Below are 25,068 nucleotides of genomic sequence, written 5' to 3' on the forward strand. Positions count from 1 at the left end.
CCATAGGCTTAGGAGTGCTTGCCGGTCTTCGCACCCTGATCCACATAACCTGCGTCGGCCATGACCGTCATGGGATCTTCGTAGCTGTAGGCGTTGAAATCACCCATGAGCAACACCTTGTCGGTGCCCTGTGCGGACTGAAGTTCGGAGGAGAACTTCACCAGGGCCGCAGCCTGTGCGGTGCGTGCCAGGTTGGAATTGCCCTGGCCCTGATCGGTGTCCCCCGGTGTGGCGGCCGAGCCCTTGGACTTGAAGTGGTTGGCAATCAAGATCACCTTGGCGGAGTCGGCGTCGCCGGCAAGCTGGAAGGCCTGGGCGAGCGGCTGACGGGCAATGCCTGTATAGGCCGGATCATCAAGGATGACGGAAACGCCAACAGGCTCGGCCACGGCCAACTTGTAGATGAAGGCCGTGCGGATGACGTCTTCCACGGATGCTGCCGGACGCAGCTCCGGTGAGCGGACGTAGTCCCAGACCCCGGGTGCAGCAACGTTGAGCGCATCGACCAGGGTTGACAGGGCCGCGTCGCGGTCGGTGCCGAACTTGATCGAGTTTTCAATTTCTTCCAGCGAGAGGACATCGGCGCCTGACTCATTGATGCCGGCGACGATCTTGTCCTGCTGGCGCTTCAGGTTTTTGGCATTGGCGGCACCACGCTGGTCACAGCCGGAGCGGACGGCGATGGGGTTGCCCTCCCGGTCGTTGTAGAACTGGCAGCTGGAGTTCTTGTCGCCGGTTTCGATGAAGTAGTTCTGCACGTTGAAGGAGGCGACCTTGAGGTCTCCGCCCACATCGCCAGGAGCGGTCACCCGGTTGTTGCCAAACGCGATGGGCTGCACAGTTCCTGCATTGGTGGGCGTGAGCGCCTCCAACGGCTGGAACTTGTAGGAGTTGTTGCGGTTGTCGAAGATGACCGGGGCCATGAATTCGGAGCTCGAACCAAGCCGCATGGGGGCTTCAGCGCTCAGCCACGGGAGCGGTGAGTCTTGGACGTTGAAGAAGTTGGTGCTTGCGCCGTCGTCCAACTTGATGCCCATGGCAGCGTTCTCGGCGAGCTGGGCCGCGTGCGCGTCGGTGCCGACGGCCCCAACGGAGGTGGGCTGCAACAGCACGTTCTCACCAACCGCAAGACCAATTTCGCCGTACTGGTTGAGGGAGTAGTTGTCAGTGATGGTGAACTGGCCCTCGGGTGCCACGAGCATGCCCTCAAGGGTTTCGCGCAGTTCCATGGTTTCCGGGACATTGACGACGGCGGCCTTGACCTCTGCCGCTGCCTCGTCCAGTTGCGTCATGCCACCGGCCGGGACATCGATCTCGGTCGTGGTCGTGTCGGGCCCGCCAAATTCCTTGACGAGTCCGGTCACCTCTACGTAGTCGCCAACTTTGACGGTGGCAACCGTAGCTGGCGAGTAGACAAACACGCCGTCGGAAGACTTGTGGGTGGCCATGTCAAGGTCGCCACCGGTGCCGGGGGTCTGGAGGAAGTAGCCGTTGAAACCGCCGGTGGGGTAGGCCGCGGTGACCTTGCCCTTGGTGGTGACGGTGGTGCCGTCCAGCGGGCTTTTGGCTCCTTCGCCTTGGATCTCGGCGATGGTCTTGTTGCCGGCGTCGCCGGGAGGTTCCGGAGCTTCACCGGCACCCTTGGTGCCAGTTGGTGTGGGGGCGGCGGTGGAGAAGTCGGCGGCGTTGTTGTCCGTGTCCGCGAAGTTCGTGCGGTTCAGGGAGATGGGTGCCGAGGGTTTTGCGGCGGCAGCAACCTCAAAGGTGTTGGAGGCGCCATAGCCGAGCATGTCGACGATGTTGGCCGTGCCAACCAGGGAACCGACGGCCAAGTCAGCCGGGAGCCGTGAGGCCTGGTTGGAAAGGAATAATGTGCCGGTGGACCCGGAGAATGCAAAGCCGCTGGAATCGGCATCCGTGGGCGGCAGCTTGAGGCCGGTGTCGCCGTTGGAGTTGCCCATGATCAGGTAGTAGCCGTTGGCGTTGATGGTGCCGGAAAGCGCGGTCAACCCGGTGGGTGCTGCCGTGCCTGTTGCGGAACGGTACTGCAACGACCAGCCATCCAGGCTGATGTCCGCAGCCGTGGGGTTGTACAGTTCCACAAACTTGTCTTTGTGGGTTGCTCCGGCGCTGCCGCCGTTCAGGTAGGCCTCGTTGATGAGAACGTGCGGGGATGGTCCCGCTGCTGCGAGAGGCGCAGCCAGTGGTGCGGTGTCGGTGGGCGCCGCACCTGGGGCGGATTCCGCCGTCGAGCCTTCTATGGCGGCTGCATCGGTGGATGCCGCGGCCGTTGTTTCGGTTGGTGCGGGCCCGTCGTTGGCCAACGCTGGCGAGATCGCCAGCGGGGCAACGGCGAGTCCGAAGGCCAAGGTGGCCCCCAGTCCTGCCTTGATGAAGTTGTTGCTCGTCATGTCTCCAACTCTCGAAAGGGTGGCACGCCGTTGTGCCGTGAGTGATGATGAACCGGAGTTTTTAGTGGGGAGCGGCAAGGGCCCGCCCAGACGAAATCCGGAACGCTACTGAGCCAAGCGCATCGATGTGAATCCTGCATGAACTGGTGGCCTCGGTCAAGTAAATTCACGGCTGCTGTTTACCTGCCATCAAAAAATGACTCATGACGTTCAGTCTGCCCCTGTATGGTGCAAGTCACTGTTTGGACACATGTTTTCGGCGAGGATGTGAAATGCGCGGCGAATCGGGCAACACAAAAGGGAAGCAGCCTCATGACGAGACTGCTTCCCTTTTTACATGCGGAAGGTAAGAGATTCGAACTCTTGGTACGGGGTTACCGCACACTGGTTTTCAAGACCAGCTCCATCGGCCGCTCGGACAACCTTCCTTACCCTAGTAGTGTTTCATAGGCAGGCCCGTGCCACCAAAATGGGTACGGCGTCCGCTAGGATTTATCGGTATTTAATGGGTGATGGAGAAGGTCATGAAGGCAATAGTTGCAACGGGCGCAGGCGGCCCAGAGGTTTTGTCCCTGACTGAGGTTCCAACACCCGTTCCGGGCCCCGGCGAGGTGCTCATTGACGTGGTTGCCGCGGGAATCAACCGAGCCGACGTGCAGCAACGCCGCGGTTTCTACCCGCCCCCGGCCGGCGCATCACAGATTCTTGGCCTGGAAGTGTCCGGCCGGATTGCCGGTTTTGGCCCCAATGTGACCAAGGCGTTCAGCATGGGGGAGAAGGTTGTGGCATTGCTCACAGGGGGTGGGTATGCCTCACAGGTGGTGGCTCCGGCGGGCCAGGTCCTGGCACTTCCGGAGGGCCTTGACGTTATCTCGTCCGCCGGGCTGCCCGAGGTTGCCGCCACCGTCCACTCCAACCTGTTCATGACGGCGCAGCTGCAGGCCGGAGAAACCGTCCTGATTCACGGCGGCTCCGGAGGTATTGGCGCCATGGCGATCCAACTGGCCAAGGCTGCCGGCGCGCGCGTCATCGCCACCGCCGGAAGCGACGAAAAGGTCGCCATGCTCACCAGCTACCTCGGTGCCGATGCGGCCGTCAACTACCGCAACGAGGACTTCGTGGAACGGGTCAGGCAGTTCACCCAGGGCGCCGGTGCCAACGTGATTCTCGACGTCGTTGGCGCCAAATACCTGGCCCGCAACGTCGAATCCCTGGCCACTTACGGCCGCCTCGTCGTGATCGGTCTGCAGGGAGGTGCGACGGCGGAACTCAACCTGGGTGCGCTCCTCACCAAGCGTGCGGCCATCATTGGCACCACGCTGCGCGCCCGGCCCGTTGCGGAGAAGGCGACCATCATGGAGGGCGTGCGCGAGCACGTCTGGCCGCTGGTTTCCAGCGGTGCTGTCAAGCCGATGGTGGACAGGACGTTCCCGCTGGAACAGGTTGCCGCCGCGCACGAATACTTCGATTCCGGTGCGCACGTGGGCAAGGTCCTGCTGACCCTCTAGCGCACCCCACCTTCCGTCGAGGTGTGAGTTCGCGCCCCCTCCCATCCGCCGAGGTGTGCGTTCGCGCCCTGCCGGATCCGTCGAGATGTGAGCTGACGCCCTCTCCAATCCGCCGAGGTGTGAGATAAAGCCCAGCCCGTGGTTGGGCACTATCTCACACCTCGGCGGAGAGTTTCCTCTGCCTCGGCCAAGTGCCCTTCAACTAGGACGACGGCAAGCCCCTCCGTTCGTCGCTGAAACACGACAGTTCGCCGCACCGCGGCCATGAGCTGGACCACATGGACAATGTGTTCCATATCATGCTGATACCTTTGCAAGTCGCCGCAATAACGTCTGAACCAAGGGAAAATCATGACAAATTCATCCAGGGAAGCAGCCGATCCCGGCGATGTCCTTGTCCAAGACCCGAATCTGCCTCCCGTGGCAGTGGACCTGAAGCAAGAAGAGGCAGCCCACCCGTGGACGCCACTGAAGATCGCCATCTGGGCCGCCATCGCACTGCTGGGCGGCGTCGCCTGGGTCATGTTAGCCGTGGTCCGCGGCGAATCCGTCAACGCCATCTGGTTTGTTTTCGCCGCAGTCTGTACCTACCTGATCGGCTACCGCTTCTATTCCAAGGTCATCGAGAAGTTCCTCGTCAAGCCCAATGACCTGCGTGCCACCCCGGCCGAGTACAAGGCCGACGGCAAGGACTTTGTCCCCACCGACCGCAACGTCCTCTTCGGCCACCACTTCGCCGCCATCGCCGGCGCCGGCCCGCTGGTCGGCCCCATCTTGGCAGCCCAAATGGGCTACCTGCCCGGCACTATCTGGATCATCGTCGGCGTCGTGCTTGCCGGTGCGGTCCAGGACTACCTGGTCCTCCACTTCTCCATGCGCCGCGGCGGCCGTTCCCTGGGCCAGATGGCACGTGAAGAACTTGGCGTCATCGGCGGCACCGCCGCCCTCATCGCCACCCTGCTGATCATGATCATCATTGTCGCCATCTTGGCGCTCGTGGTGGTCAATGCACTGGGCGAATCCCCGTGGGGTGTCTTCTCGGTCTCGATGACCATTCCGATCGCCCTGTTCATGGGCGTGTATCTGCGTTACCTGCGCCCCGGCAAGGTCATGGAAGTTTCCCTGATCGGCGTCGTCCTGCTGCTCGCTGCCATCGTAGGCGGCGGCATGGTCGCAGCCACCGAATGGGGTGCGGCAACGTTCACCCTGGACCGCACCACCCTCGCCTGGTGCATTATCATTTACGGCTTCATCGCCGCCATCCTGCCCGTCTGGCTGCTGCTGGCCCCGCGTGACTACCTCTCCACGTTCATGAAGATCGGCACCATCGTGATGCTGGCCGGCTCGATCGTGCTGGTCCGCCCCACCATCAACGTCCCCGCGTTCAGTGAATTCGCCGGACGCTCCGACGGCCCCGTGTTCTCAGGCGCCTTGTTCCCGTTCCTGTTCGTCACCATCGCCTGCGGTGCCCTGTCCGGCTTCCATGCCCTGATCGCCTCCGGCACCACGCCGAAGCTGATCGAAAAGGAGCGCCAGGCCCGCTACATCGGCTACGGCGGCATGCTCATGGAGTCCTTCGTGGCCATCATGGCCCTCGTCGCGGCACTCTCGATCGACCGCGGCATCTACTTCGCCATGAACTCCTCCGGCGCAGCCACCGGGGGCACCATCGAGGGCGCGGCAGCATTCGTGAACTCACTCGGCCTGACCGGCGTGCACGTTGATCCCGCCACCCTGGCCCAAACCGCGGCCGACGTCGGCGAGGAGTCCATCGTCTCCCGCACCGGCGGTGCACCGACCTTGGCTGTGGGTCTGGCCCACATCATGCAGCAGGTGGCCGGCGGCCAGGCCATGATGAGCTTCTGGTACCACTTCGCCATCATGTTCGAGGCCCTGTTCATCCTCACCGCCGTCGACGCAGGAACCCGCGTAGCCCGCTTCATGCTGCAGGATTCCATCGGCAACTTCGTCCCCAAGTTCAAGGACACGTCCTGGCGCCTGGGCTCGTGGGTCACCACCGGCATCATGGTCGCAGGCTGGGGTGCCATCCTGATCATGGGCGTCACCGACCCGCTCGGCGGCATCAATACCCTGTTCCCGCTGTTCGGCATCGCCAACCAACTGCTCGCCGCGATCGCCCTGGCCGTCTGCATGGTCATCGTCTCCAAGAACACCCACGTGAAATACCTATGGATGGTGGCGCTGCCGTTGGTGTTCGTCACCGTGGTCACCGTTGTGGCGTCCTTCCAGAAGATCTTCTCCACGGTCCCGGCCGTGGGCTACTGGGCGCAGCACAACACGTTCAAGGCGGCGCTGGCCGCCGGCGAGACCAGCCACGGTACCGCCAAGACGGTCGAGGCCATGGAGGCCGTTGTCCGCAATACCTTCGTGCAGGGCTCCCTCTCGGTCATCTTCGTGGTGCTGTCCCTGATAGTAATTACGACGGCGGTCATGGTCACCATCCGCTCCATCAAGGCCGGAGGGGGACCCAGTAAGGAGGACCCGGCCGTGGCTTCGCGGATCTTCGCCCCTGCATCGGTGGTTCCCAATGCCACCGAGAAGGCGCTCCTGAAGGAATGGGCCGACTCCGGCAAGCAAGCCGTTCGGAGCGGGCACTAGTCATGGACATGCTGCGCAGCGCCGGCCGCGGCCTGGCGGCGGTCAACACGTACCTCAAGGGTGTCCTCGGCGAGGACTCCTACGACAAGTACCTTGACCACCACCGGGCCACCGGCTGCGCCACCGCGCCCATGACTATCAAGGAGTTCTGGCGCGACAAGACGGACCGCCAGGACGCCAACCCCGAGGGCCGCTGCTGCTGACCCGATGGTGGAAGCCGGGACGCGCCGTCGTTCTTCACGTATAAACGAAATCGAGTACGCAGTTGTTGGACGAAAAACGCCCAAAATCTGTGAAATCGGTCCAACAACTGCGTACTCGATTTCGGGCGGGGTGGGGCAGTGCCGGCCATCCCGAGAAAGTGTTGACGTACCGTGAGAGACTGGCAGTATGAGTGAAAAGGCGCAGATCCCGGCCTCAGACGTAGCGGCCGAAGGCACAGTCATGGACAACGCGGCAGGCGGCGCGACCGACCCGGCAGTGGGGGATACCCCGGCCGAAAAGAAGGTTAAGAAGCCGGCCAATGTTGCGGAAATGGTGGACCAGCCCGCCAAGGTGATGCGCATAGGCACCATGGTCAAACAGCTGCTGGATGAGGTGAAGAGTGCGCCGCTGGACGATGCCGCACGGGCCCGCCTCGCCGAGATTCATCAGGCCTCCATTGCCGAATTGGAAGACGGATTGGCCCCTGAACTTGTCGAGGAGCTGCACCGTCTGAGCCTGCCCTTCACGGATAACAGTGCCCCCTCGGATGCGGAGCTGCGCATTGCTCAGGCACAGCTGGTCGGCTGGCTGGAAGGCCTGTTTCACGGGATCCAGACGGCACTTGCAGCACAGGCCATGGCCAGCCAGCAAACGGCTGCACGCCTCGCCATGCACCAGCTCCCGCCGGGAACCATGATCGCCCCGGGCGTCATCGTGGGGGAGAACGGCGAACCCCAGCGCGCCTCCGCCGGCCGCGGCCCACAGGCCGGCCAGGACGGTTCCGCGTTGAGCGGTTCGGAGTCCGGCGGCCCTGGACAGTACCTCTGACCGGCATGCTCAAGGGATTTTTTGGCGCCGCAAAACAGGCCAAGCGCGACGACGCTGAACTCGGCAAGGGTGTGTGGCGCCGCGCCCACGACAGGTTCCGCCGCGGCCTTGACCGCTTCCACCAGATGCTGGAAGGCCTGGCGGAAACGGAGCCAGTCGCCGGGCAGCAGGCGCAGGCCACCGAAAACTATGAGGCCATGGTTGTCCTGGCTGATGAGCTGGCCGACCTCCTGCCCGTCGTCCGGGAAATCGCGGCTGAAGCCCAGAAAATCGCCCCGAGCGACGGCATGGAAATCCCGCTGGGCACCGGCGGCTACCTCAACGACGTCCACCGCGAACTCTCCCGTGCCGGCAACTCCCTCGCGGCCGCAGCCGAGGCGCTCGCCCTGGTGAGGCTCGGCGTGGGGGAGGTGTCCGGCGTCGTGCTTAAGGCAGGAATTGTGGGCCAACACGTGGCGCTGGCCAATGATCTGCTTCACAAAACGTCGTCTACCGGCGGGTAGCATCCCACGAGGACATTAAGAAGAGGACATAAGGCAGCCGAGAAAGCAAAAAAAGCTGCGAGAGCTGCGTCACATTTCGCAGTTTGTGAGGTAAGCCTGCCCTCTCATGGATTACGATCGATTTACGTTCGCTAATTACTTCCGACGCCGAGAGGCCCCCATGAACACCTGGTTCACGAAGAAGCACTTGAGCAAGACCGCACTGACCGCACTGACCGCACTGGCCGGCGCCTCCGTTCTGGCCCTGGCTGCCTGTGGCGGCGCCACGAAGCCCGCAGAGAGCAGCGCTCCGGGCGGTAACGCAGATCAGGCCATTACGGTCTACAACGCGCAGCACGATTCGCTGACGCAGGCCTGGGTGGACGAGTTCACCAAGGAAACTGGAATCAAGGTCACCGTCCGTCCGGGCAGCGACCTGGAGCTGAGTAACCAGATCATCGCCGAGGGCGACAAGTCCCCGGCCGATGTCTTCCTGACGGAAAACTCGCCCGCCATGACGCAGGTGGAAAACGCCGGCCTGTTCGCCGACATCAGCGCCACGGTCCAAGAGCAGGTGCCGGCCGCATACCGCCCCTCCACCAACAAGTGGACCGGCATTGCCGCCCGCAGCACCGTCTTCGCTTACGACAAGACGAAGCTCAGCGAAGACCAGCTGCCGAAGTCCATCATGGACCTGGCCGATCCCGCATGGAAGGGCCGCTGGGCCGCTTCACCGTCGGGCGCCGACTTCCAAGCCATCGTCTCCGCCATGCTGGAGCTCAAAGGCGAGGACGCCACGCTGACGTGGTTGAAGGCCATGAAGGAGAACTCCAAGGCCTACAAGGGCAACAGCACGGCCATGAAGGCGGTCAACTCAGGAGAGGTTGAAGGCGCCGTCATCTACCACTACTATTGGTTCGGCGATCAGGCGAAGACCGGCGAGAACTCCAAGAACGTGGCCCTGCACTACTTCAAGAATGAGGATCCGGGCGCCTTTGTCTCGATCTCCGGCGGCGGTGTCTTGGCCTCCAGCAAGCACCAGGAGAACGCCCAGAAGTTCCTCGAGTTCGTCACGGGCAAGGCCGGCCAGACCATCTTGCAGACCGGCACCAGCTTTGAGTACCCCGTGGCCTCGGACGTTGCCGCGAACGACCAGCTCGTCCCGCTCGCCGAGCTGCAGGCTCCCAAGGTTGACCCGGCGAAGCTGAATTCGGCCAAGGTCACCGAGCTGATGACCGAGGCAGGACTGCTCTAGGCCCAATGAATGCATCGCAGGACAAGACCTTAAGTCAAGGCACGACGGCGGATGGGGCGCCACGTGCCGGAACCTTAAGTAACCGCGCCAAAGGCCGGGGCTCACGCCCCGGCCTTTGGCCGGTTGTACTCATTTGCACCCTGGTCGCAGCGTTTGCCCTGGTGCCGCTGGGGTATGTTGTGGCGGCGACCGCCAACACAGGGTGGGACACCATTGTTAAATTGGTGTTCCGCCCCCGTGTTGGCGAATTGCTGCTTAACACGCTGTCGCTGGTTTTGATCACGGTGCCGCTGTGCGTGGTGATCGGCATTGGCGGGGCGTGGCTGGTGGAGCGGACCCGGCTGTCCGGGCACAAGGCATGGTCGGTGCTGCTGGCGGCACCGCTCGCCATTCCCGCGTTCGTCAACAGCTACGCCTGGGTCAGCGCCATCCCATCTCTCGGCGGCGTTTTTGGTGGCGTGCTCATCTCGGTGCTCTCATACTTCCCGCTCGTGTACATTCCGGTGGCTGCCGTGCTGAGCCGGCTGGACCCGGCGCTGGAACAGTCCGGCGCATCGCTGGGGCTGGGGCCGTGGCGGGTCTTCTTCAGGGTGGTGCTGCCGCAACTGCGTCTCGCCACAGCTGGTGGTGCGCTGCTGGTGTCCCTGCACCTGCTGGCCGAATACGGCGCCTTTGCCATGATCACCTTCGACACGTTCACCACAGCCATCTACGACCAGTTCCGGTCCACGTTCAACGGGGCCGCGGCCAACATGCTGGCCAGTGTCCTGGTGTTGTTCTGCCTGTTGTTGCTGCTGGCCGAATCCAAGACGCGCGGCAGCGCCCGCTATGCGCGGGTGGGGGCCGGCGTACAGTCGAATCCGCGCAGGCTGGACCTGGGGTTCTGGCAGATTCCGGGACAGTTGGCACTTATCGGCGTCTCGGTGCTGGCCCTCGGCGTGCCGCTGTGGCATGTGGGCCGCTGGCTCATTGCCGGCGGGTCAGCCATTTGGGAACGGACAGATCTGCTGGACGCCTTGTTGGCGACGCTGGGTTACGGCCTGGCCGGCGCCGTGGTCACGACGCTGCTGGCGTTCCCGCTGGCCTACCTGGTGATCAGGCACCCCGGTCCCGTTAGCAAACTGCTGGAAGCGGTCAACTATATTTCCAGTTCCATGCCCGGCATCGTTGTGGCGCTGGCGTTGGTGACCATCACGGTCCACAACCTCCCGGTCATCTACCAGACGTCCGTGGTGCTGGTGGCCGCCTATGCCCTGCTGTTCATGCCCCGGGCATTGGTCAACCTGCGTGCCGGGCTGGCCCAGGTCCCGCCCACCCTGGACGAGGCCGCGCAGGCACTGGGCAAGCCGCCGCTGGTGGCGTTCCTGCGCGTGACCCTGCGGCTGTCGGCCCCGGCCGCCGCCGGCGGTGCGGCCCTCGTATTTCTGGGGATCGTCAACGAACTGACGGCCACGCTGCTGCTGGCACCCAATGGCACACGCACGCTGGCCACCCAATTCTGGGCGCTAAGCAGCGAGATTGACTACATGGGTGCCGCACCCTATGCCTTGTTGATGATCGTGCTTTCCGCGCCGATGACGTATCTTCTTTTTGTGCAATCCAAGAAAGCCGCAGGACAATGACCTCCCAGCCCAAGCACTCCCGCGGTGTTTCGCCAGCCGGTGTTTCGCCGGGCGGCGCCGACTTCCGCGGCGGCCTCCCCGCAGGAAGTACGACGCCGGTCCCCGCCAACACGGAGAGCCGCACCTTTGTGCACGACTCCAGTGACGTCCCCGACCACCTCCAGGTCACGGACATCCATAAGAGCTTTGGCGGCACGGAAGTACTGAAGGGCGTCGACCTTGATGTGGCGCAGGGCCGCACCACCGCCATCGTGGGCCCGTCCGGCTCCGGCAAGACCACGCTGCTGCGCCTGATTGCAGGCTTTTCCGCGCCGGACTCCGGCCGGATCGCTTTGGGCGGTACCGAAGTCGCCGGCCCGTCGAAGTGGATGCCCGCGCACAAACGCAGCGTGGGCTACGTGGCCCAGGACGGCGCCCTGTTCCCGCACCTGAGCGTCGGCGCCAACATTGCCTTCGGCCTGCCCCTGCGCGGCAAGACTGCCGCATTGCGTGTGGGCGAGCTGCTGGAAATGGTCTCCATGGACCGGTCGTACGCCAAACGCCGCCCGCACCAGCTTTCCGGCGGCCAGCAGCAGCGCGTTGCCCTGGCCCGTGCGCTGGCCCGCCAACCCGAACTCATGCTGCTCGACGAGCCTTTCAGCGCCCTCGATGCGGGGCTGCGCGTCGCCACCCGCCGCGCCGTCTCCCAAACACTTGAGCAGGCCGGCGTCACCACCATTCTCGTGACCCACGACCAGGCCGAGGCGCTCAGCTTTGCCGACCAGGTCGCCGTCATGCGCGACGGCAAACTCGCCCAAATCGGCAGCCCCTTCGTCGTCTACACCCGCCCCACCGACAGAGCCACCGCAGAATTCCTCGGCGACGCCGTCATCCTGGAAGCCTGGATGGAAGGCTCCCTGGCGTTGTGCTCACTCGGCGGCATCCCGGTGCGCCGCCCGCCGGTGCAGGGCAAGGTCCACTTGATGCTGCGCCCGGAGCAAATCCGCATCTCCAGCGGCGGCCCCATCCGCGGCCGCGTCGTCGACACCGACTACTTTGGCCCCGAAACCACCGTCCGGATCCAGCTCGAACCCATCCTCGTGGACGCCGAGCACCCGCGCGACCCCCATCAGCCCGTCGGCGGCGAGGTCATCAACATCCGCCACTGGAACGCGATGCTGGCCCGTCCCGGCACCGAACTGTCCCTGAAAGTTGTGGGCGAGGGTGTCGTCTTCCCTTGGCAGGACTAAGGTAAGCGGGTCCGCCGTCGAGCCTTGATTTCAACGTAGGCCGTGACCAGGATGAGCAGCACCACCGCCAGCCCAAGCACGACGGCGGCCGGCTGAGTTGCACCCACAGGCACCAGTCCCAGCGCAATTACCACTGTGGGGACACCCCAGGTCAGGACGATGCGCGGCGGTTGTCCATAACGCAGCGAAACCGCGGCGTTCGTGGCGTAGAACAGTGCAATACCGCAGCCAATGGCAATGGCGGCACCCAGGGGGAGCGGCTCAAAGGGTGCGGGAATGGCCGTGGCGACGCCCGCGGCAAGGGAAGTGACCCCAACAATCAGCACGAACGGCAGGAACAGGGTTGTCGCCAGGATGCCGGTGAGGTCCCCTTGTGCTTGGAGGTGTTCGAGCCCGGCGGACAGTGTGCCCATCCCGTACTGAAAAAATGCCCAGCCCAGCAGCGCCACGATCACGAAGCCAAGGGACGCCGCCAGTCCCGCGGCGGGACTCCAATATTCGGCGGCCTCCGTGACGATGCTGAACACCGATTCGCCGAGCACAATGATGACGAAGAGGCCCAGTCGTTCCCCGGCGTGCTCAATGTTGATGCCGGCCATGCTGCGGTCGGCCCCGATCCGGTTGCTGTTGGCGACCATGGCCACCTCGACCGCGATGGACAGCGCCCACAGCACGACGGCGGCCGGCAGCGGCAGGAGCGCGGCCACGAGCCAGAGGGTGGCGGTCCCGCCGTTGTAAACCCAGATCCGCCACGACGGCTCGGTGGAATGTGCCCGATGCTGGACCAGCCACAACACCAGCAGCAGTATCCGCAGGCCGCCGTTGGCAAGCGAAAACGCCCAGGCCCGCTCGCCAAATGCTTCTGGCGCGGCGGCCGCCATGAGTGCGGAGGCCGCCATGGCCGCCAGCATGGCAAGGCCCAGAGACCGTGAGGTGAGGCCGGGCAGCAGGTTGATGACGGAGACGATGTTGGCCCACGCCCACCAGGCGGGGAAGAACAGCAGGATGAAGGTGCCGTATTCCGCCCAGCCGGGATCACCATGGATGCCATGGGCCAGCTGGCCCACGAAGGCCACGAACACCAGGTCGAAGAACAGCTCCATCCAGTGGACCCGGCCCGGTTCACGGGCAGCTGCGGGTGCCGGACGCTGTCTGCCGGCGGGCATTTCTTGGGGTCTTCCCCTCATGTGTCAATCGTAAACCCGGGGGTTCGAGTCCGCTTTGCCCAAAACGACCGATCCCCGCGCGTCCCCTTCTCGTGAGTCCTCACCTATGACCCTCAAACCAGCGTTTTGGGGGCCATATGTGAGGACTCACGAAGCCGTTCGGGCAATGACCCGCGAGAATGCGCCAAAACCACGTGGTTCCGACCACCGCCCACCGTGAACTCGCAGTTAATGTCCTCAAATTGTGGTTTTGGCGACATTAACTGCTAGTTCACGGCCGGATTCGTGCTCCGCGACAGAAAATGATCCCGATCCGGCCAAATGATGCCGCTCCCACTTTATGAAGCCGAAGTTCCGGGATCACAAAGCGGAATCCGGATCATTTTTGTTGGGGCGCCGGCCGCGATCGGCTGACGCATCGGCTACAGTTCGAGTGGCTGGAAGCGCAGGCAGGCACAAAAAAACCCCGCCGTGGCGGGGTTTTAGTGGGGCCTCCAAACAGAATCGAACTGTTGACCTTCTCATTACGAGTGAGACGCTCTACCAACTGAGCTATGGAGGCCTGCGATCATTGCCGCCCCCTACGGGGTGAGCAGCTGAACACAAGAAACAACTCTAATATGCGCAGGGTGGATGTACAAAATCAGGGCCGCATGGAAGCTGCGGAACACGCCCCAAGCGCGGCCCAAAAAAAGTTAGCAGCGTGTGCCGCCTGCGGGCAGCTTTCCGTCCACGAAGTAGTTGTCCACCACGGAGGTCAGGCAGTCATTGGCCCGGCCGTAGGCGGTATGGCCCTCGCCTTCCCATGTCACCAGAACGCCTGAATCAAGTTGTGTAGCCAAGGCTTCCGCCCACGAGTACGGAGTTGCCGGATCCCCGGTGGTGCCGACCACGAGGATGGGCCCCGCCCCTGCGGCCGCAATCGGCGCCGGCGAACCTGTCGCGGGGAACGGCCAGGACTTGCAGGACAGTCCGGAGTAGCCCAGCAGGTCCCCAAAGGTCGGGGCGGCCTTCTTCAGCAATGAAGCCTGCTCGCGCATGTGTGCCAGATCCGAGTTCATGGGGTAGTCAAGGCAGTTGATGGCGGTGAACGCCGCGGCCGTGTTGGAGTTGTACTTCCCGTCCGAATCGCGGTCGGCGGAGAAATCGGCGAGCATCAACATGCCGGAGGCGTCACCGGCGAAGGCCTGGATCAAGGCACCCGTCAGGGGGTCCCACAGGTCTGTGGAGTACATGCCAAACGCGAGGGCGCCGGTGAATTCGGACCCTGTCACCACACGGCCAGCAGGGGTTTGCTGCGGGGCGGCCGTGTACACGTCAATCAGGTCACGGATCTGTTGCATGGCATCGTCCACGGTGCCGGAAACAGGGCAGTCAGCGCCAGAAAGGCAGTTGGCAGCCCAGGCGCGCAACGCATTCTCAAAGCCCACGGCCTGCCCCATCGAAACTTGGTCGATGTCGAGGGAGGGGTCCATGGCCCCGTCCAGGGAGAACTTGCCCACGCGTGCAGGGAACAGCCCGGCGTAGGTGGCCCCCAGCTTGGTGCCGTAGGAGAAGCCCATATAGCTCAACTTGGAATCGCCCACCACAGCACGCAGAATATCCATGTCCCGGGCGGAGCTGACGGTGTCGATGAACGCCAGGTCGGGCCCGGAGTTCTCCTGGCACAAGGCGGTCTGACGCTGTGTCTCAGCCTCGGCTGCGGCAAAGCCCGCGTCCGTGGAAAGGTCAAAGTCCAGCTGCCGGGACGCATCCATCTGTGCGTCGGACAAACACGCAACCCCGGCCGAACGCTGCACCCCGCGCGGGTCAAACCCCACCACATCGTAGGCGCCGCGCAGCTTCGAGGAAAAGTACGACTTCGCGCCGTCCTTGACCATGTTTACGCCCGATCCGCCCGGCCCGCCGGGATTGACCAGCATGGCCCCGAGCCGCTTTCCGGTGGCCGGCAGCCGGATCACGGACAACGCAATAGAGTCCTTGTCCGGCTTCGCGTAATCCAGCGGAACCTCAACCTCGGCGCACTGGAACCCGCCATTGCACGACGTCCACGTCACCGCCTGCGTGTAAAAACCCGCCAGCTCGGGCGGCACCTCGCCCACGATCTCCGGGCCGGCGGACGTCTGCAAAGTTTGCGCCGGCTTGTCCGGCGCCACCACCGTGCACGCGCTCAGCAGCAGCCCAAGGATTGCCGCCGCAGCGGTGAGGGGCAGGCGGAGGCGGGGTCGCCGTCGTACATTTCCGGCAGGCATGTGGGATTCCTTCATGGGTTAGAGCAGGCTGACTGCCATGGCCTCCAGGGCCAGCAGCGGGGCAACATTGGTGGTGGTGAGCCGGCGCCGCACCGCATTGACCGCATCCATGCGCGCCAGGGTGGTTTCGGGCCGGGAGTGGGTGGAGAAGTCGGTGAGCATGGGCCGCAGCGGTTCGTTGACCAGCTCCACCGAGGCACGTTCGACGGCGGAGCCCCCTTTCGTTTCCAGTTGCAGTACCAGCACATCACGGTAGAAGGAAAGGAGGTCGGTGAGGGCCCGGTCCAGATGGTCCGTCACCGAACGCTTGGCGCGGCGCTTCTGGTCCTCTTCCAGGGCGCGGACCTGGGCACGCATGGGAGGGGGCAGCGTCCCGGTCTCGGGTGCGCCGAGGGAACGCAGCAGCGTCGCTTTCTCGACGGCGTCGCGCTCTTCATTGGAGGAAGCGGCCTCGGCCTGTGCCAATTCCAGCAGGGAGGCGGCGGCCAGGACGGCGGTACTGACATCGCGGACGGTCAGTGGCAGGCGGACGGTGGCGTCGCGCCGTTCCCGGGCGCCGGCGTCGGTGGCCAGGCGCCGGGCAATGCCGATGTGGCTCTGCGCGGCACGGGCGGCCGTCAACGCCAGCTCCGGTTCGATGCCGTCGCGGCGCACCAGCAGGGCGGCGACGTCGGCAACCGGGGGCAGGCGCAATGTCAGGGTGCGGCAGCGCGAACGGATGGTGACGAGCACGTCCGCGGGGCTGGGTGCGCATAGGATCCAGATGGTGCGCGGCGGCGGTTCCTCGATGGCCTTGAGCAGGACGTTGGTGGTGCGTTCGGCCATGCGGTCGGCGTCGCCCACGATCATGACACGCCAGCGCGATGACGACGGGCTGTCGTGGGCCTTGCGCACCAGATCGCGTGCTTCTTCAATGGTGATGGTGGTTTTTTCGGTGGCGATGAACGTGACGTCCGCGTTGGTGCCGCTGAGGGTGGTGTGGCAGGCCTTGCAGATGCCGCAGCCGCGGGCCGCCAGTTCCGGGCGTTCGCAGACAAGTGCTGCTGCGAAGGCCAGTGCCGCGTTGGAACGGCCGGAGCCGGGCGGGCCGGTCAGCAGCCATGCATGGGTGGGGTTGCCGGACTGGGCGGCGCGGCGCAGCTGCGCCACCACGGTGTCCTGGCCCTGGAGGTCAACCCAGACGCTCATGCGGAACCCTGCGGTGAATCCCGGGCTGAGGAGCCCTGCGCGGAGGCCTGGACAGCGCGTTCGGACAGCAGCGCCGTGACGCGTTCCACGATGGCCGCCGCAAGCTCCGAAACGGTGTTGGCGGCGGGGAGCACCAGGTAGCGCTGCGGGTGCGCCGCGGCCAGGGCAAGGAATGTTGCGCGAATGGCGGCGTGGAAGCCGTCGGGCTCGGATTCCAGGCGGTCCTCCGGAGCGTCGCCTGCCGTGCGGCGGTGGCGTCCGGCTTCGGGGGACACGTCAAGGAGCACGGTCAGGTCCGGCCACAGCCCGCTCGTGGCCCAGTCATTGAGTTTCACGATCGCCTCCGTGCCCAGTCCACGGCCGGCACCTTGGTAGGCGATGGAGGAGTCTGCGTAGCGGTCGCTGATGACAACGTCGCCGCGTTCAATGGCCGGGGTGATGACCTGGCTGGCGTGGGCGGCCCGGGCGGCGGCAAAAATCAGTGCCTCCGTTTTGGCGTCGATCTCTCCCTGGCCGTGGTCCAGCACGAGGGAGCGCAGCTTTTCGCCTACCGGTGTCCCGCCTGGTTCACGGGTCCGCAAAACTGTGGCTCCGGCGTCGGACAGGGCCTTGGACAGCAGCACGGCCTGGGTGGATTTTCCCGCACCGTCGCCGCCTTCAAAGGCAATAAAAAGGCCCGGCTGCGGGGCAGTGTAATCAGTCACGCCATAAGCCTACCGGCCTTAGCTGGATGCATCCTTGAGCCGTGCGGGAGTTGTCCACAAAAGCCGGTTATCCACATTATTGAGTGCACCTGTCATATTGTGACGGGCGGCGACACGGGCGGTCTACGCTGGAAGTTATGACGTACCAGCCAGCCGCGCACCCAGACCAACTCAGCCCCGACACCATTGTTGTGGCGGCAGGACGGCCCGCCCGAGGACACGACGCCCCCGTGAACCCGCCCATTGTGCTCTCCTCAACGTATGTGGGAACCGGGCAGGTTGTTGACGGTGACCGGGCGTACGGGCGCTACTCCAACCCCACCTGGGATCCGTTGGAGGACGCGCTGGCCCAGCTGGAGGGTGCCACGGAGCCGGCCCTGATCTTTAGCTCCGGCCTGGCCGCCGTCTCAGCCGCACTGTCCCTCATCCCTGTTGGCGGCGTGCTGGTCATGCCCATCCACTCGTACCAGGGCGCACTCGTCATGGCGCAGGAGCAGTCGGCCAAGGGGCTGTTCACCCTGCGCACCGTGGACATTGCGAACAACGACGGGGTCATCGCCGCGCTCACGGGGGCGGGGGAGAAAGCCGCGGACATGCTGTGGCTGGAGAGCCCCACCAACCCCATGCTGGAAGTTGCCGACATGGTGGTGCTCGCCCGCTCCGCCCAGGCCGTCGGCGCCCTCGTCGTCACGGACAACACCTTCTCCACGCCGTTGGTGCAGAAGCCGCTCGAGCTGGGGTCCGACGTCGTGCTGCACTCGGTGACCAAGTACCTGGCCGGGCATTCCGACGTCATCCTGGGCGCACTTGTCACCTCCAACACCGAACTGCGCCGCACGCTCCTCCACCACCGCTCCATCCACGGCGCCATCGCCGGCCCGTTCGAGGCCTGGCTCGCCCTGCGCGGCATGCGAACCCTGGCCTTGCGGGTGGAGCGCTCGCAGGCAAGCGCGCTTGAGCTGGCCCGCCGTTTGGATATGCACGACGGCGTTGAGCGGGTTTTGTTCCCCGGCCTGCCTTCCGATCCGGGTCACGTTCGCGCCAAGGCACAGATGAGTGGTTTCGGCTCGATCCTGTGCATCGAGGTTGCCGGCGGCGAAGAGGCGGCCACCGCATTGGTGGAGGCGCTGCGGGTCTGGACGCCGGCCACGTCCCTGGGCGGTGTGGAGTCACTCATTGAGCGCCGCCGTCGCCACGCGAACGAACCGGCAACGGTCCCCGCCAACCTGCTGCGGCTGAGCGTCGGTATCGAGAACGTGGACGACTTGTGGGCGGATCTGGCACAGGCATTTGTGCAGGCTTCACAGACCACATTCAGCACCGGGCTGTAAGCTTGAATGGTGACTAACATCTTGAATCTCGTGGACTTCTTTGTACTCGTCGCCCTCGGCCTGTTGGCCTTGGGCATGCAGGTGTGGGCGTTGAGCGACTGCCTGCGCACATCACCCGGGGACTTTGAGCGCGTCTACAAGAAGACCAAGACGTTCTGGACCGCGTTGACGGCAGGTTCTGTCTTCTTTGGCTTCATCTACGTGATTGTCCCGCTGATGTCATTGTCGGTGCCGAGCATGGGCATGGGCATGATCCTCAGCCTGGCCGGTGCCACCGTGGCCGGTGTCTACCTGGCGGATGTCCGCCCCGTACTGGCGGAGGTGCGCGGCCGCGGCCGGGGACAGCAAAACCGCGGCTCCTCCTGGTAACGCCTCACCCTAATTCCGCCGAGATGTGAGATGACGCCCTCTCCGCTTCGTCGAGGTGTGACATCGCGCCCTCTCCGCTTCGCCCGACTTCGTCGAGGTGTGAGATCGCGCCCTGTCGCCCCGTCGTAGGGTGAGCCGCGCAGGGCGTGATCTTACATCTCGGCAGGGAGTGCGGCAGGGAGCAGGTAAGGGGACAGCGCAGCAGGATCAACGGCGGACCAGGCGACCGTCAACTCGCCCAGACGCCAACGGGCCGGTGACCGCACGACCGGCCAGCCGGCGTCGTACATGTCCTGGCACATCCGCAGCCAGCGCTGCCGGTTTCCAAACGGTGCCAGCGCAGCGGCCGCCAACCAATGCTTGTCCAGCGCCTGCAGGAAGCTGTGGACATTCTCGCCGGGCAGGTTGTGGTGGATCAGCGCCTTGGGCAGCCGTTCGGCAATGTCGGAGGGCAGCTCGAAGCCGCCAAAGCGCAGCGAAATCGTCAGCGACTGCGGGCCGCTCGAATCCAAGGCCACCCAGGTGCTGCGGCGGCCGATCTCATCGCACGTGCCGTCAACGAAAATGCCCTGGGGTGCGAGGCGGGCGCAGACGGTGTCCCAAATGAGCCGGACGTCGGCCTCCTCATATTGGCGCAGCACGTTGAAGGCACGGACCATGGTGGCGTTGCCGGGGACCGGGATTTCAAAGCCGCCCACGCAGAAATCGAGACCGTCGTGCTCCAGCTCCTTGGCGATCCGGACGCGTTCGGGCTCAATTTCGATGCCGGTGACGTGGGCGTCGGGGCACACGGCGTGAATGCGCGAGTACAGTTCAACGGCCGTTGCGGGGGAGCCGCCGTAGCCCAGATCCACCACCAAGGGGTTGCTTTCGCACTTCAGCCGCCACGCCTGCGGGCCCGCGAGCCAACGGTCCACACGGCGCAGCCTGTTGGGGTTCGTGGTCCCGCGGGTGGGGTTGCCAAAAGGCTTGTTGCGTCTGCTGGCCGGCCTGTTTGAGACGTCGGCGGAAGGGCTGCTTATTCTTTTTGCACGTTGAACCACCTGTAAATTTTATTTTGTACCAAGGCGCCGCTTCGCCAAAACGGCCTGTTCAGGCATGTGCGGCCGGACACATTACCGCCACAGCGAGGGCAACCCCACCACGTAGCATTTCGGCTCCCAACACCCCTGCCCGGTAGGATGACAGCATGACTTATACGCTGATTTTGCTTCGCCATGGCCACAGTGAGTGGAACGCCAAGAACCTTTTCACCGGTTGGGTGGATGTTGACCTGAACGATCAGGGCCGCACCGAGGCTGTCCGCGGCGGAGAGCTGCTGGTGGAAAACAACCTGCTGCCCGACGTGCTGTACACCTCGCGCCTCAAGCGTGCCATCAACACCGCGAACCTCGCACTCGAAAAGGCCGACCGTGGCTGGATCGACGTCAAGCGGGACTGGCGCCTGAACGAACGCCACTATGGTGCACTGCAGGGCAAGGACAAGGCCCAGACGCTTGCCGAGTACGGCGAAGAGCAGTTCATGGAATGGCGCCGCAGCTACGACACCCCGCCGCCGCCGCTCTCCGACGACAGCGAATTCTCGCAGGCGCACGATCCCCGCTACGCCGATCTGGGTGACGCCCTGCCGCGCACCGAGTGCCTCAAGGACGTCCTCGTCCGCCTGCTGCCCTACTGGGAATCAGACATCAAGGCAGACCTCAAGGCCGGCAAGACTGTCCTGGTCACGGCCCACGGCAACTCCCTGCGTGCGCTGGTCAAGCACCTCGACGGCATCTCCGACGAAGCCATCGCCGCCCTGAACATCCCCACCGGCATCCCGCTCGTCTACGAATTGGACGAGAACTTCGCCCCGATCACCCCTGGCGGGAAGTACCTGGACCCGGAAGCTGCCGCGGCCGCCATCCAGGCCGTAGCGAACCAGGGCAAGAAGTAACATATCGCCACCGTGGGGCCTGATCCCACATCTTGGCAAGCGCTGAGGGCGTGATCCCACATCTTGGCAAGCGCTGAGGGCGTGATCCCACATCTCGGCAAGTAGGACGTCAAGTACGACGGCGGGACGCCCCTTTCACACGAAAGGCGCCGTCCCACCGTCGTACTTTAAGTGGCCCGCCGCCAGCGTTTCCCACGCACTCCCACCGCGAGCGAGCGGCCCCACGTCCGGCGGACTCGCGGCGGGGCCCACAGAAAACGAGCCCGATCCTGCTTTCTGACACCGGGATTCCGGGATCATTTAGCGCGATCGGGCTCATTTTTGCAAGGACGCCGTAGGGCGGCCGTGGAAGGCGGAACAACTAGCCTGCCAGGAAGTCCTCGGGCTGCCATTCGCCGGTCACCAGGTAGGAGACCTTGCGGGCCACGGACACGCCATGGTCACCGAAGCGTTCAAAGTAGCGGCTCGCCAGGGTGACATCCACGGTGGTGGCCGGCGTTTCTGTCCATTCGGGCGAACCCATCGTGGAGAAAACGCTCTTGTGGAGCTTGTTGATCTGGCTCTTGGCAGCGGCAATGTCACCAACGAGTTCCAAGTCGCGGGAATCCAACAACTCGGTGACCTTTTCGGCAATGACCATGTCCTGTCGGGCAAGCTCGGCAAATGTTTCCGTCAGCGACGCGGGGATCACATGGTTGGGGTAGCGCAGGCGGGTCAGTTGGCCGATGTGTCGGGCGAGGTCGCCCATCCGCTCCAGCGAGGCGCTCATGCGCAGCGATCCGACGATCATGCGCAGGTCGCTGGCCACCGGGCCCTGCAGGGCGAGCACGTCAATGGCCCGCTCGTCCAAGTCATTTTGCAAAAAATCGATGCGGGCATCAGCGGCAATGACTTCCTGGGCAAGCTGGAGATCCGCGGCAGCAAAAGCTGTTGTGGCTTTGGTGACGGCTTCGCCAACCAATGCGGAAATCTCGATAAGGCCTTCGCCAATCTGGTGAAGTTCGGCCTGGAAAACTTTGCGCACGCGTATGTCCTTTCAATGGCAGAGAAATTTCTGCCGGTATATGGCTATCAGCATGCCACCCGAAGGTGAACGCGGCGGCACAGTAAAGTGAACGTTTGTTGAACGAGCCATGCCAAAGGCCTGTTTTGACGAATTGGCTGTGTCCACAGCATAGGCTTGGTGCGTGGATCCCATGGTTGTTGGACTGTTAGCCGGGCTCATAGGCCTGGCCTTGGGCGTCTTTGGCATGTTCGCTTTTAGTCTCAGCGAACGCTCACGCCGGTTCCCTGTACATATAGATGAGCCCACCCTGCCCGACGGCGCTGCCGAAGTCCTCTCCGTTGTCGGCAAGGCCTACATTGTGATTGACACGGTCGACGGCGTCGTCCGGGCCAGTCCCGGAGCGTACGCCTTTGGGCTGGTGCGCGGACATACAGTGGTGCACCCGGAACTCATCAACCTCGCCCAGCGAGTGCGGCGCGACGGGGTCATCGAAGAGCAGGATTTGATCCTGCCACGGCTGGTCCTGTCCAGCACGCCAGCAACGGCTGCGCACGGCGGCGGCGCCCCAGTGCCCAATGCGCCCGGCCAGGGCACACTCGTCATCCAAGTCAGGGTGGCGCCGCTCGGCGAGGAATACATTCTCCTATTGGCCGATGACCGCACGGAAATTGCCCGCACCGAAGCCGTCCGCAACGACTTCGTCGCCAACGTTTCGCATGAACTTAAAACACCCGTAGGCGCCATTTCCCTCCTGGCCGAGGCCCTCGAGTCCGCACCCGAGGACCAAGCCACCGTCCGCCGCTTCGCTTCCCGCATGATGACGGAGTCGGCCAGGCTGGCCGCCCTGGTCCAGGACATCATTGAACTGTCCCGGCTGCAGGGCAAGGACGTGGCACAGGTGGCCACCGAGGTCGACATCAACTCCGTCATCGCCGAGGCCGTGGACCGCACCCGCATGCCGGCCCAGAGCAAGAACATCACCCTCGCGGTTGGGGCGCCGCTACCGGCAGCCGTCTACGGGGACCACTCCCAGCTGGTGACCGCGCTGCGCAACCTGATCGACAACGCGGTGCGCTACTCGCCCGACAACACACAGGTGGGGATCGGGCTCTCGGTGGGTGACGGCGTCGTCTCCGTCAGCATTTCAGACCAGGGCGACGGACTCACGCCGCAGGAGCAGGACCGCATCTTTGAGCGTTTCTACCGCGTCGACACCGCCCGCTCCCGGCATACCGGCGGCACCGGCCTGGGCCTGAGCATCGTCAAGCACATCGTGGGCAACCACGGAGGGGAAGTCACGCTGTGGTCGGCGCCCAAAATGGGGTCGACCTTCACCGTGCGCCTGCCACAACTTACCTATTCAACGTCCGACGGCGGCACCCACCACGGCGCCGACCGTCACCTGGAACTTTAACTAAGGAGCGCAACGAGCGTGAGCAGAATTTTGATAGTTGAGGACGAAGAGTCCATCAGCGACCCCTTGTCATTCCTGCTGGGCAAGGAAGGTTACGACGTCCAGGTGGTGGACAACGGCCTGGATGCGCTCGTGGAATTTGAGCGGAACGGTGCGGATTTGGTGCTCCTTGACCTGCAGCTGCCGGGTATGAGCGGTACGGAAGTGTGCAAGCACCTGCGCCAACGATCCAACGTTCCCGTCATCATGCTCACAGCCAAGGACTCAGAGATCGACAAGGTCGTGGGGCTGGAACTTGGTGCCGACGACTACGTTACGAAGCCGTACTCGTCCAGGGAATTGATTGCCCGGATCAGGGCCGTGTTGCGGCGCCAGGCCGAACCCGAGGAACTGCTGAACTCCACCGTGCAGGCGGGGCCGGTGCGGATGGACGTGGAACGCCACGTGGTCAATGTGCACGGGGAATCCGTGAGCTTCCCGCTGAAGGAGTTTGAACTGCTGGAGATGCTGCTGCGCAATGCCGGCAAGGTACTCACACGCGGTCAGCTGATCGACCGGGTCTGGGGCTCGGATTATGTGGGCGACACCAAGACCCTTGACGTGCACATCAAGCGGCTGCGCAGCAAGATTGAGCCCGATCCTGCCGTGCCCAAGTACCTTGTCACCGTTCGCGGGCTGGGCTACAAGTTCGAGTCCTGACCGGCCGGCCACATCCCAACGCCGCAGCACCTTCCGGGGTATTGTTCCGAACGCCGCAGCACCCTTCGGGGTGTTTTTGCGAACGCCGCAGCACCTTCCGGGGTGGGGCGGAATGATTAAAGCAAAACGCGGGGCCCTCGTCGTGTAGACAAGGGCCCCGCGTTTTTGCTGCTGTGGTTACAGTGCGGAGTCGCTGGCTGCTGCGGTGGGCAGCAATTCCTTGTACTCGGCCAAGGTTCCGTCCAAGATAGGCACCGTCAGCGTCGCGGTTTCCCCTGCGGAGGTCGACAGCTCAAGGGTGGTAACGCTGCCCGGGGGCTCGGTCACGGTGCTGAGCGTTGAATGGTCGGCGTTGGAGTTCAAGACCTTCGGCGTACCGGGTGCAACCGTGATTTCGGTCTGTGAGCCCTGGTCGCCGGTGACTGTCAGGGTGATCTCGGTATCGGAGGTGTTGTAAAAGGTGCCAGCAACGTTTCCGGCGGAGCCTGCTGCCTCGGAGACGATCAAAACGTTGCGAAGTTCCAGCTGGCCCATGTCCAGGCGCACGCCATCAGAGGCGGAGTAGACCATGGTGGTGCTTTGTTGGTTGATTGCACTGCAACCGGTGAATGCCATGGCACCAATGCCGATGGCTGCAATCAGGCTCAAGCGTTGCGCTCGTTTGGTACCGCGGATGCCGGCAGCGATTCTCACGTCAGTAACTCCTCATGGAAAAGACAAAATATCTTTGCCCAGCTTATCCGCAAATGAGGCAAATGTACTCTTCGTGCAATACAAGGCACATTCACTGCTGCTTCACTAGGGCATCCAGATGCATCTGGGAGAGCTTTAGTCAAGGGGTCACA

General features: G+C 64.0%; 21 protein-coding genes and 2 tRNA genes. 13 read left to right on the forward strand and 10 right to left on the reverse strand.

Going from position 1 to position 25,068, the window contains the following annotated elements:
* Positions 1–8: 8 nt before the first annotated feature.
* Positions 9–2,411 (reverse strand): ExeM/NucH family extracellular endonuclease, encoded by a 2,403-nt coding sequence (locus art_RS23020; protein ID WP_052136637.1) that lies wholly within the window; start codon positions 2,409–2,411, stop codon positions 9–11.
* A 340-nt stretch (positions 2,412–2,751) separates the two neighbouring features.
* Positions 2,752–2,839: transfer RNA gene (locus tag art_RS15605), tRNA-Ser, on the reverse strand.
* A gap of 96 nt (positions 2,840–2,935) precedes the next feature.
* Between art_RS15605 and art_RS15610 the strand changes: the two genes are divergently transcribed.
* The 8 genes from art_RS15610 (at position 2,936) to art_RS15650 (ending at position 12,158) form a co-directional block, all read left to right on the forward strand.
* The gene (locus tag art_RS15610) at positions 2,936–3,919 is read left to right on the forward strand and encodes an NAD(P)H-quinone oxidoreductase (RefSeq protein WP_038466277.1); all 984 of its coding nucleotides are present in this window, start codon (positions 2,936–2,938) and stop codon (positions 3,917–3,919) included.
* 351 nt (positions 3,920–4,270) lie between these two features.
* Positions 4,271–6,538, forward strand: a complete 2,268-nt coding sequence (locus art_RS15620; RefSeq protein WP_038466282.1) for a carbon starvation CstA family protein — start codon at positions 4,271–4,273, stop codon at positions 6,536–6,538.
* Between the two features lie 2 nt (positions 6,539–6,540).
* Entirely contained in the window at positions 6,541–6,741 is a 201-nt protein-coding gene (locus art_RS15625) for a YbdD/YjiX family protein (RefSeq protein ID WP_038466284.1), read from the forward strand.
* Between the two features lie 187 nt (positions 6,742–6,928).
* Positions 6,929–7,570, forward strand: a complete 642-nt coding sequence (locus art_RS15630) for a bacterial proteasome activator family protein (RefSeq protein WP_038466287.1) — start codon at positions 6,929–6,931, stop codon at positions 7,568–7,570.
* A gap of 5 nt (positions 7,571–7,575) precedes the next feature.
* Positions 7,576–8,073, forward strand: a complete 498-nt coding sequence (locus art_RS15635; RefSeq protein ID WP_038466290.1) for a hypothetical protein — start codon at positions 7,576–7,578, stop codon at positions 8,071–8,073.
* Between the two features lie 160 nt (positions 8,074–8,233).
* The gene (locus art_RS15640) at positions 8,234–9,307 is read left to right on the forward strand and encodes an iron ABC transporter substrate-binding protein (RefSeq protein ID WP_052136638.1); all 1,074 of its coding nucleotides are present in this window, start codon (positions 8,234–8,236) and stop codon (positions 9,305–9,307) included.
* 5 nt (positions 9,308–9,312) lie between these two features.
* Positions 9,313–10,929 (forward strand): iron ABC transporter permease, encoded by a 1,617-nt coding sequence (locus art_RS15645; protein ID WP_082000342.1) that lies wholly within the window; start codon positions 9,313–9,315, stop codon positions 10,927–10,929.
* Positions 10,926–12,158, forward strand: a complete 1,233-nt coding sequence (locus tag art_RS15650) for an ABC transporter ATP-binding protein (protein ID WP_082000343.1) — start codon at positions 10,926–10,928, stop codon at positions 12,156–12,158. Before art_RS15645 ends, art_RS15650 begins: the two co-directional genes overlap by 4 nt.
* Here the strand turns inward: art_RS15650 and art_RS15655 are convergent.
* From art_RS15655 to tmk, 5 genes are all read right to left on the reverse strand, one after another.
* Complete coding sequence (locus art_RS15655; RefSeq protein WP_082000344.1) at positions 12,155–13,345, reverse strand: low temperature requirement protein A; 1,191 nt, start codon at positions 13,343–13,345, stop codon at positions 12,155–12,157. The two genes, art_RS15650 and art_RS15655, sit on opposite strands and share 4 nt — an antisense overlap.
* A 465-nt stretch (positions 13,346–13,810) precedes the next feature.
* Positions 13,811–13,886: transfer RNA gene (locus art_RS15660), tRNA-Thr, on the reverse strand.
* A 133-nt stretch (positions 13,887–14,019) separates the two neighbouring features.
* Positions 14,020–15,576, reverse strand: coding sequence for an alpha/beta hydrolase (locus art_RS15665; RefSeq protein ID WP_052136639.1), 1,557 nt, complete (start codon positions 15,574–15,576; stop codon positions 14,020–14,022).
* Positions 15,577–15,594: 18 nt separating this feature from the next.
* Entirely contained in the window at positions 15,595–16,764 is a 1,170-nt protein-coding gene (locus art_RS15670) for a DNA polymerase III subunit delta' (protein ID WP_038466298.1), read from the reverse strand.
* Positions 16,761–17,468: a dTMP kinase gene (tmk, locus tag art_RS15675; RefSeq protein ID WP_038466301.1), complete on the reverse strand. Its 708-nt coding sequence runs from the start codon at positions 17,466–17,468 to the stop codon at positions 16,761–16,763. The genes art_RS15670 and tmk overlap by 4 nt, the downstream gene beginning before the upstream one ends.
* A 137-nt stretch (positions 17,469–17,605) precedes the next feature.
* Here tmk and art_RS15680 point away from each other — a divergent pair, with 137 nt between their 5' ends.
* Together art_RS15680 and art_RS15685 are read left to right on the forward strand one after the other, a co-directional pair.
* Positions 17,606–18,799 carry a PLP-dependent aspartate aminotransferase family protein gene (locus art_RS15680; RefSeq protein ID WP_157875291.1) on the forward strand — a complete coding sequence of 398 codons (1,194 nt, stop codon included), beginning with the start codon at positions 17,606–17,608 and terminating at the stop codon, positions 18,797–18,799.
* A 9-nt stretch (positions 18,800–18,808) separates the two neighbouring features.
* The gene (locus art_RS15685) at positions 18,809–19,168 is read left to right on the forward strand and encodes a DUF2516 family protein (protein WP_253901378.1); all 360 of its coding nucleotides are present in this window, start codon (positions 18,809–18,811) and stop codon (positions 19,166–19,168) included.
* A gap of 152 nt (positions 19,169–19,320) precedes the next feature.
* On the opposite strand, the gene art_RS15690 is transcribed toward art_RS15685, so the two are convergent.
* Complete coding sequence (locus tag art_RS15690) at positions 19,321–20,211, reverse strand: class I SAM-dependent methyltransferase (protein WP_052136641.1); 891 nt, start codon at positions 20,209–20,211, stop codon at positions 19,321–19,323.
* A 146-nt stretch (positions 20,212–20,357) separates the two neighbouring features.
* Here art_RS15690 and art_RS15695 point away from each other — a divergent pair, with 146 nt between their 5' ends.
* Positions 20,358–21,104, forward strand: coding sequence for a phosphoglyceromutase (locus tag art_RS15695; RefSeq protein ID WP_038466307.1), 747 nt, complete (start codon positions 20,358–20,360; stop codon positions 21,102–21,104).
* A 361-nt stretch (positions 21,105–21,465) separates the two neighbouring features.
* On the opposite strand, the gene phoU is transcribed toward art_RS15695, so the two are convergent.
* Entirely contained in the window at positions 21,466–22,128 is a 663-nt protein-coding gene (gene phoU / locus art_RS15700; RefSeq protein ID WP_038466309.1) for a phosphate signaling complex protein PhoU, read from the reverse strand.
* A gap of 172 nt (positions 22,129–22,300) precedes the next feature.
* Between phoU and art_RS15705 the strand changes: the two genes are divergently transcribed.
* Complete coding sequence (locus art_RS15705; RefSeq protein ID WP_082000345.1) at positions 22,301–23,524, forward strand: cell wall metabolism sensor histidine kinase WalK; 1,224 nt, start codon at positions 22,301–22,303, stop codon at positions 23,522–23,524.
* 18 nt (positions 23,525–23,542) lie between these two features.
* The gene (locus art_RS15710) at positions 23,543–24,223 is read left to right on the forward strand and encodes a response regulator transcription factor (RefSeq protein ID WP_038466311.1); all 681 of its coding nucleotides are present in this window, start codon (positions 23,543–23,545) and stop codon (positions 24,221–24,223) included.
* Positions 24,224–24,400: 177 nt separating this feature from the next.
* Here the strand turns inward: art_RS15710 and art_RS15715 are convergent, their stop codons facing one another.
* Entirely contained in the window at positions 24,401–24,916 is a 516-nt protein-coding gene (locus art_RS15715; protein WP_052136643.1) for a hypothetical protein, read from the reverse strand.
* Positions 24,917–25,068: the final 152 nt, after the last annotated feature.

The organism is Arthrobacter sp. PAMC 25486 (genome assembly GCF_000785535.1).
In the GTDB taxonomy this organism is placed as follows: Bacteria; Actinomycetota; Actinomycetes; order Actinomycetales; family Micrococcaceae; genus Specibacter.

What these genes read in the sequence shown, in the direction of transcription:
- art_RS23020 (WP_052136637.1), bottom strand. Translation starts at nt 2,411, where the DNA reads ATGACGAGCAACAACTTCATCAAGGCAGGACTGGGGGCCACCTTGGCC.
- art_RS15610 (WP_038466277.1), top strand. Translation starts at nt 2,936, where the DNA reads ATGAAGGCAATAGTTGCAACGGGCGCAGGCGGCCCAGAGGTTTTGTCC.
- art_RS15620 (WP_038466282.1), top strand. Translation starts at nt 4,271, where the DNA reads ATGACAAATTCATCCAGGGAAGCAGCCGATCCCGGCGATGTCCTTGTC.
- art_RS15625 (WP_038466284.1), top strand. Translation starts at nt 6,541, where the DNA reads ATGGACATGCTGCGCAGCGCCGGCCGCGGCCTGGCGGCGGTCAACACG.
- art_RS15630 (WP_038466287.1), top strand. Translation starts at nt 6,929, where the DNA reads ATGAGTGAAAAGGCGCAGATCCCGGCCTCAGACGTAGCGGCCGAAGGC.
- art_RS15635 (WP_038466290.1), top strand. Translation starts at nt 7,576, where the DNA reads ATGCTCAAGGGATTTTTTGGCGCCGCAAAACAGGCCAAGCGCGACGAC.
- art_RS15640 (WP_052136638.1), top strand. Translation starts at nt 8,234, where the DNA reads ATGAACACCTGGTTCACGAAGAAGCACTTGAGCAAGACCGCACTGACC.
- art_RS15645 (WP_082000342.1), top strand. Translation starts at nt 9,313, where the DNA reads ATGAATGCATCGCAGGACAAGACCTTAAGTCAAGGCACGACGGCGGAT.
- art_RS15650 (WP_082000343.1), top strand. Translation starts at nt 10,926, where the DNA reads ATGACCTCCCAGCCCAAGCACTCCCGCGGTGTTTCGCCAGCCGGTGTT.
- art_RS15655 (WP_082000344.1), bottom strand. Translation starts at nt 13,345, where the DNA reads ATGAGGGGAAGACCCCAAGAAATGCCCGCCGGCAGACAGCGTCCGGCA.
- art_RS15665 (WP_052136639.1), bottom strand. Translation starts at nt 15,576, where the DNA reads ATGCCTGCCGGAAATGTACGACGGCGACCCCGCCTCCGCCTGCCCCTC.
- art_RS15670 (WP_038466298.1), bottom strand. Translation starts at nt 16,764, where the DNA reads ATGAGCGTCTGGGTTGACCTCCAGGGCCAGGACACCGTGGTGGCGCAG.
- art_RS15680 (WP_157875291.1), top strand. Translation starts at nt 17,606, where the DNA reads ATGACGTACCAGCCAGCCGCGCACCCAGACCAACTCAGCCCCGACACC.
- art_RS15695 (WP_038466307.1), top strand. Translation starts at nt 20,358, where the DNA reads ATGACTTATACGCTGATTTTGCTTCGCCATGGCCACAGTGAGTGGAAC.
- art_RS15705 (WP_082000345.1), top strand. Translation starts at nt 22,301, where the DNA reads ATGGTTGTTGGACTGTTAGCCGGGCTCATAGGCCTGGCCTTGGGCGTC.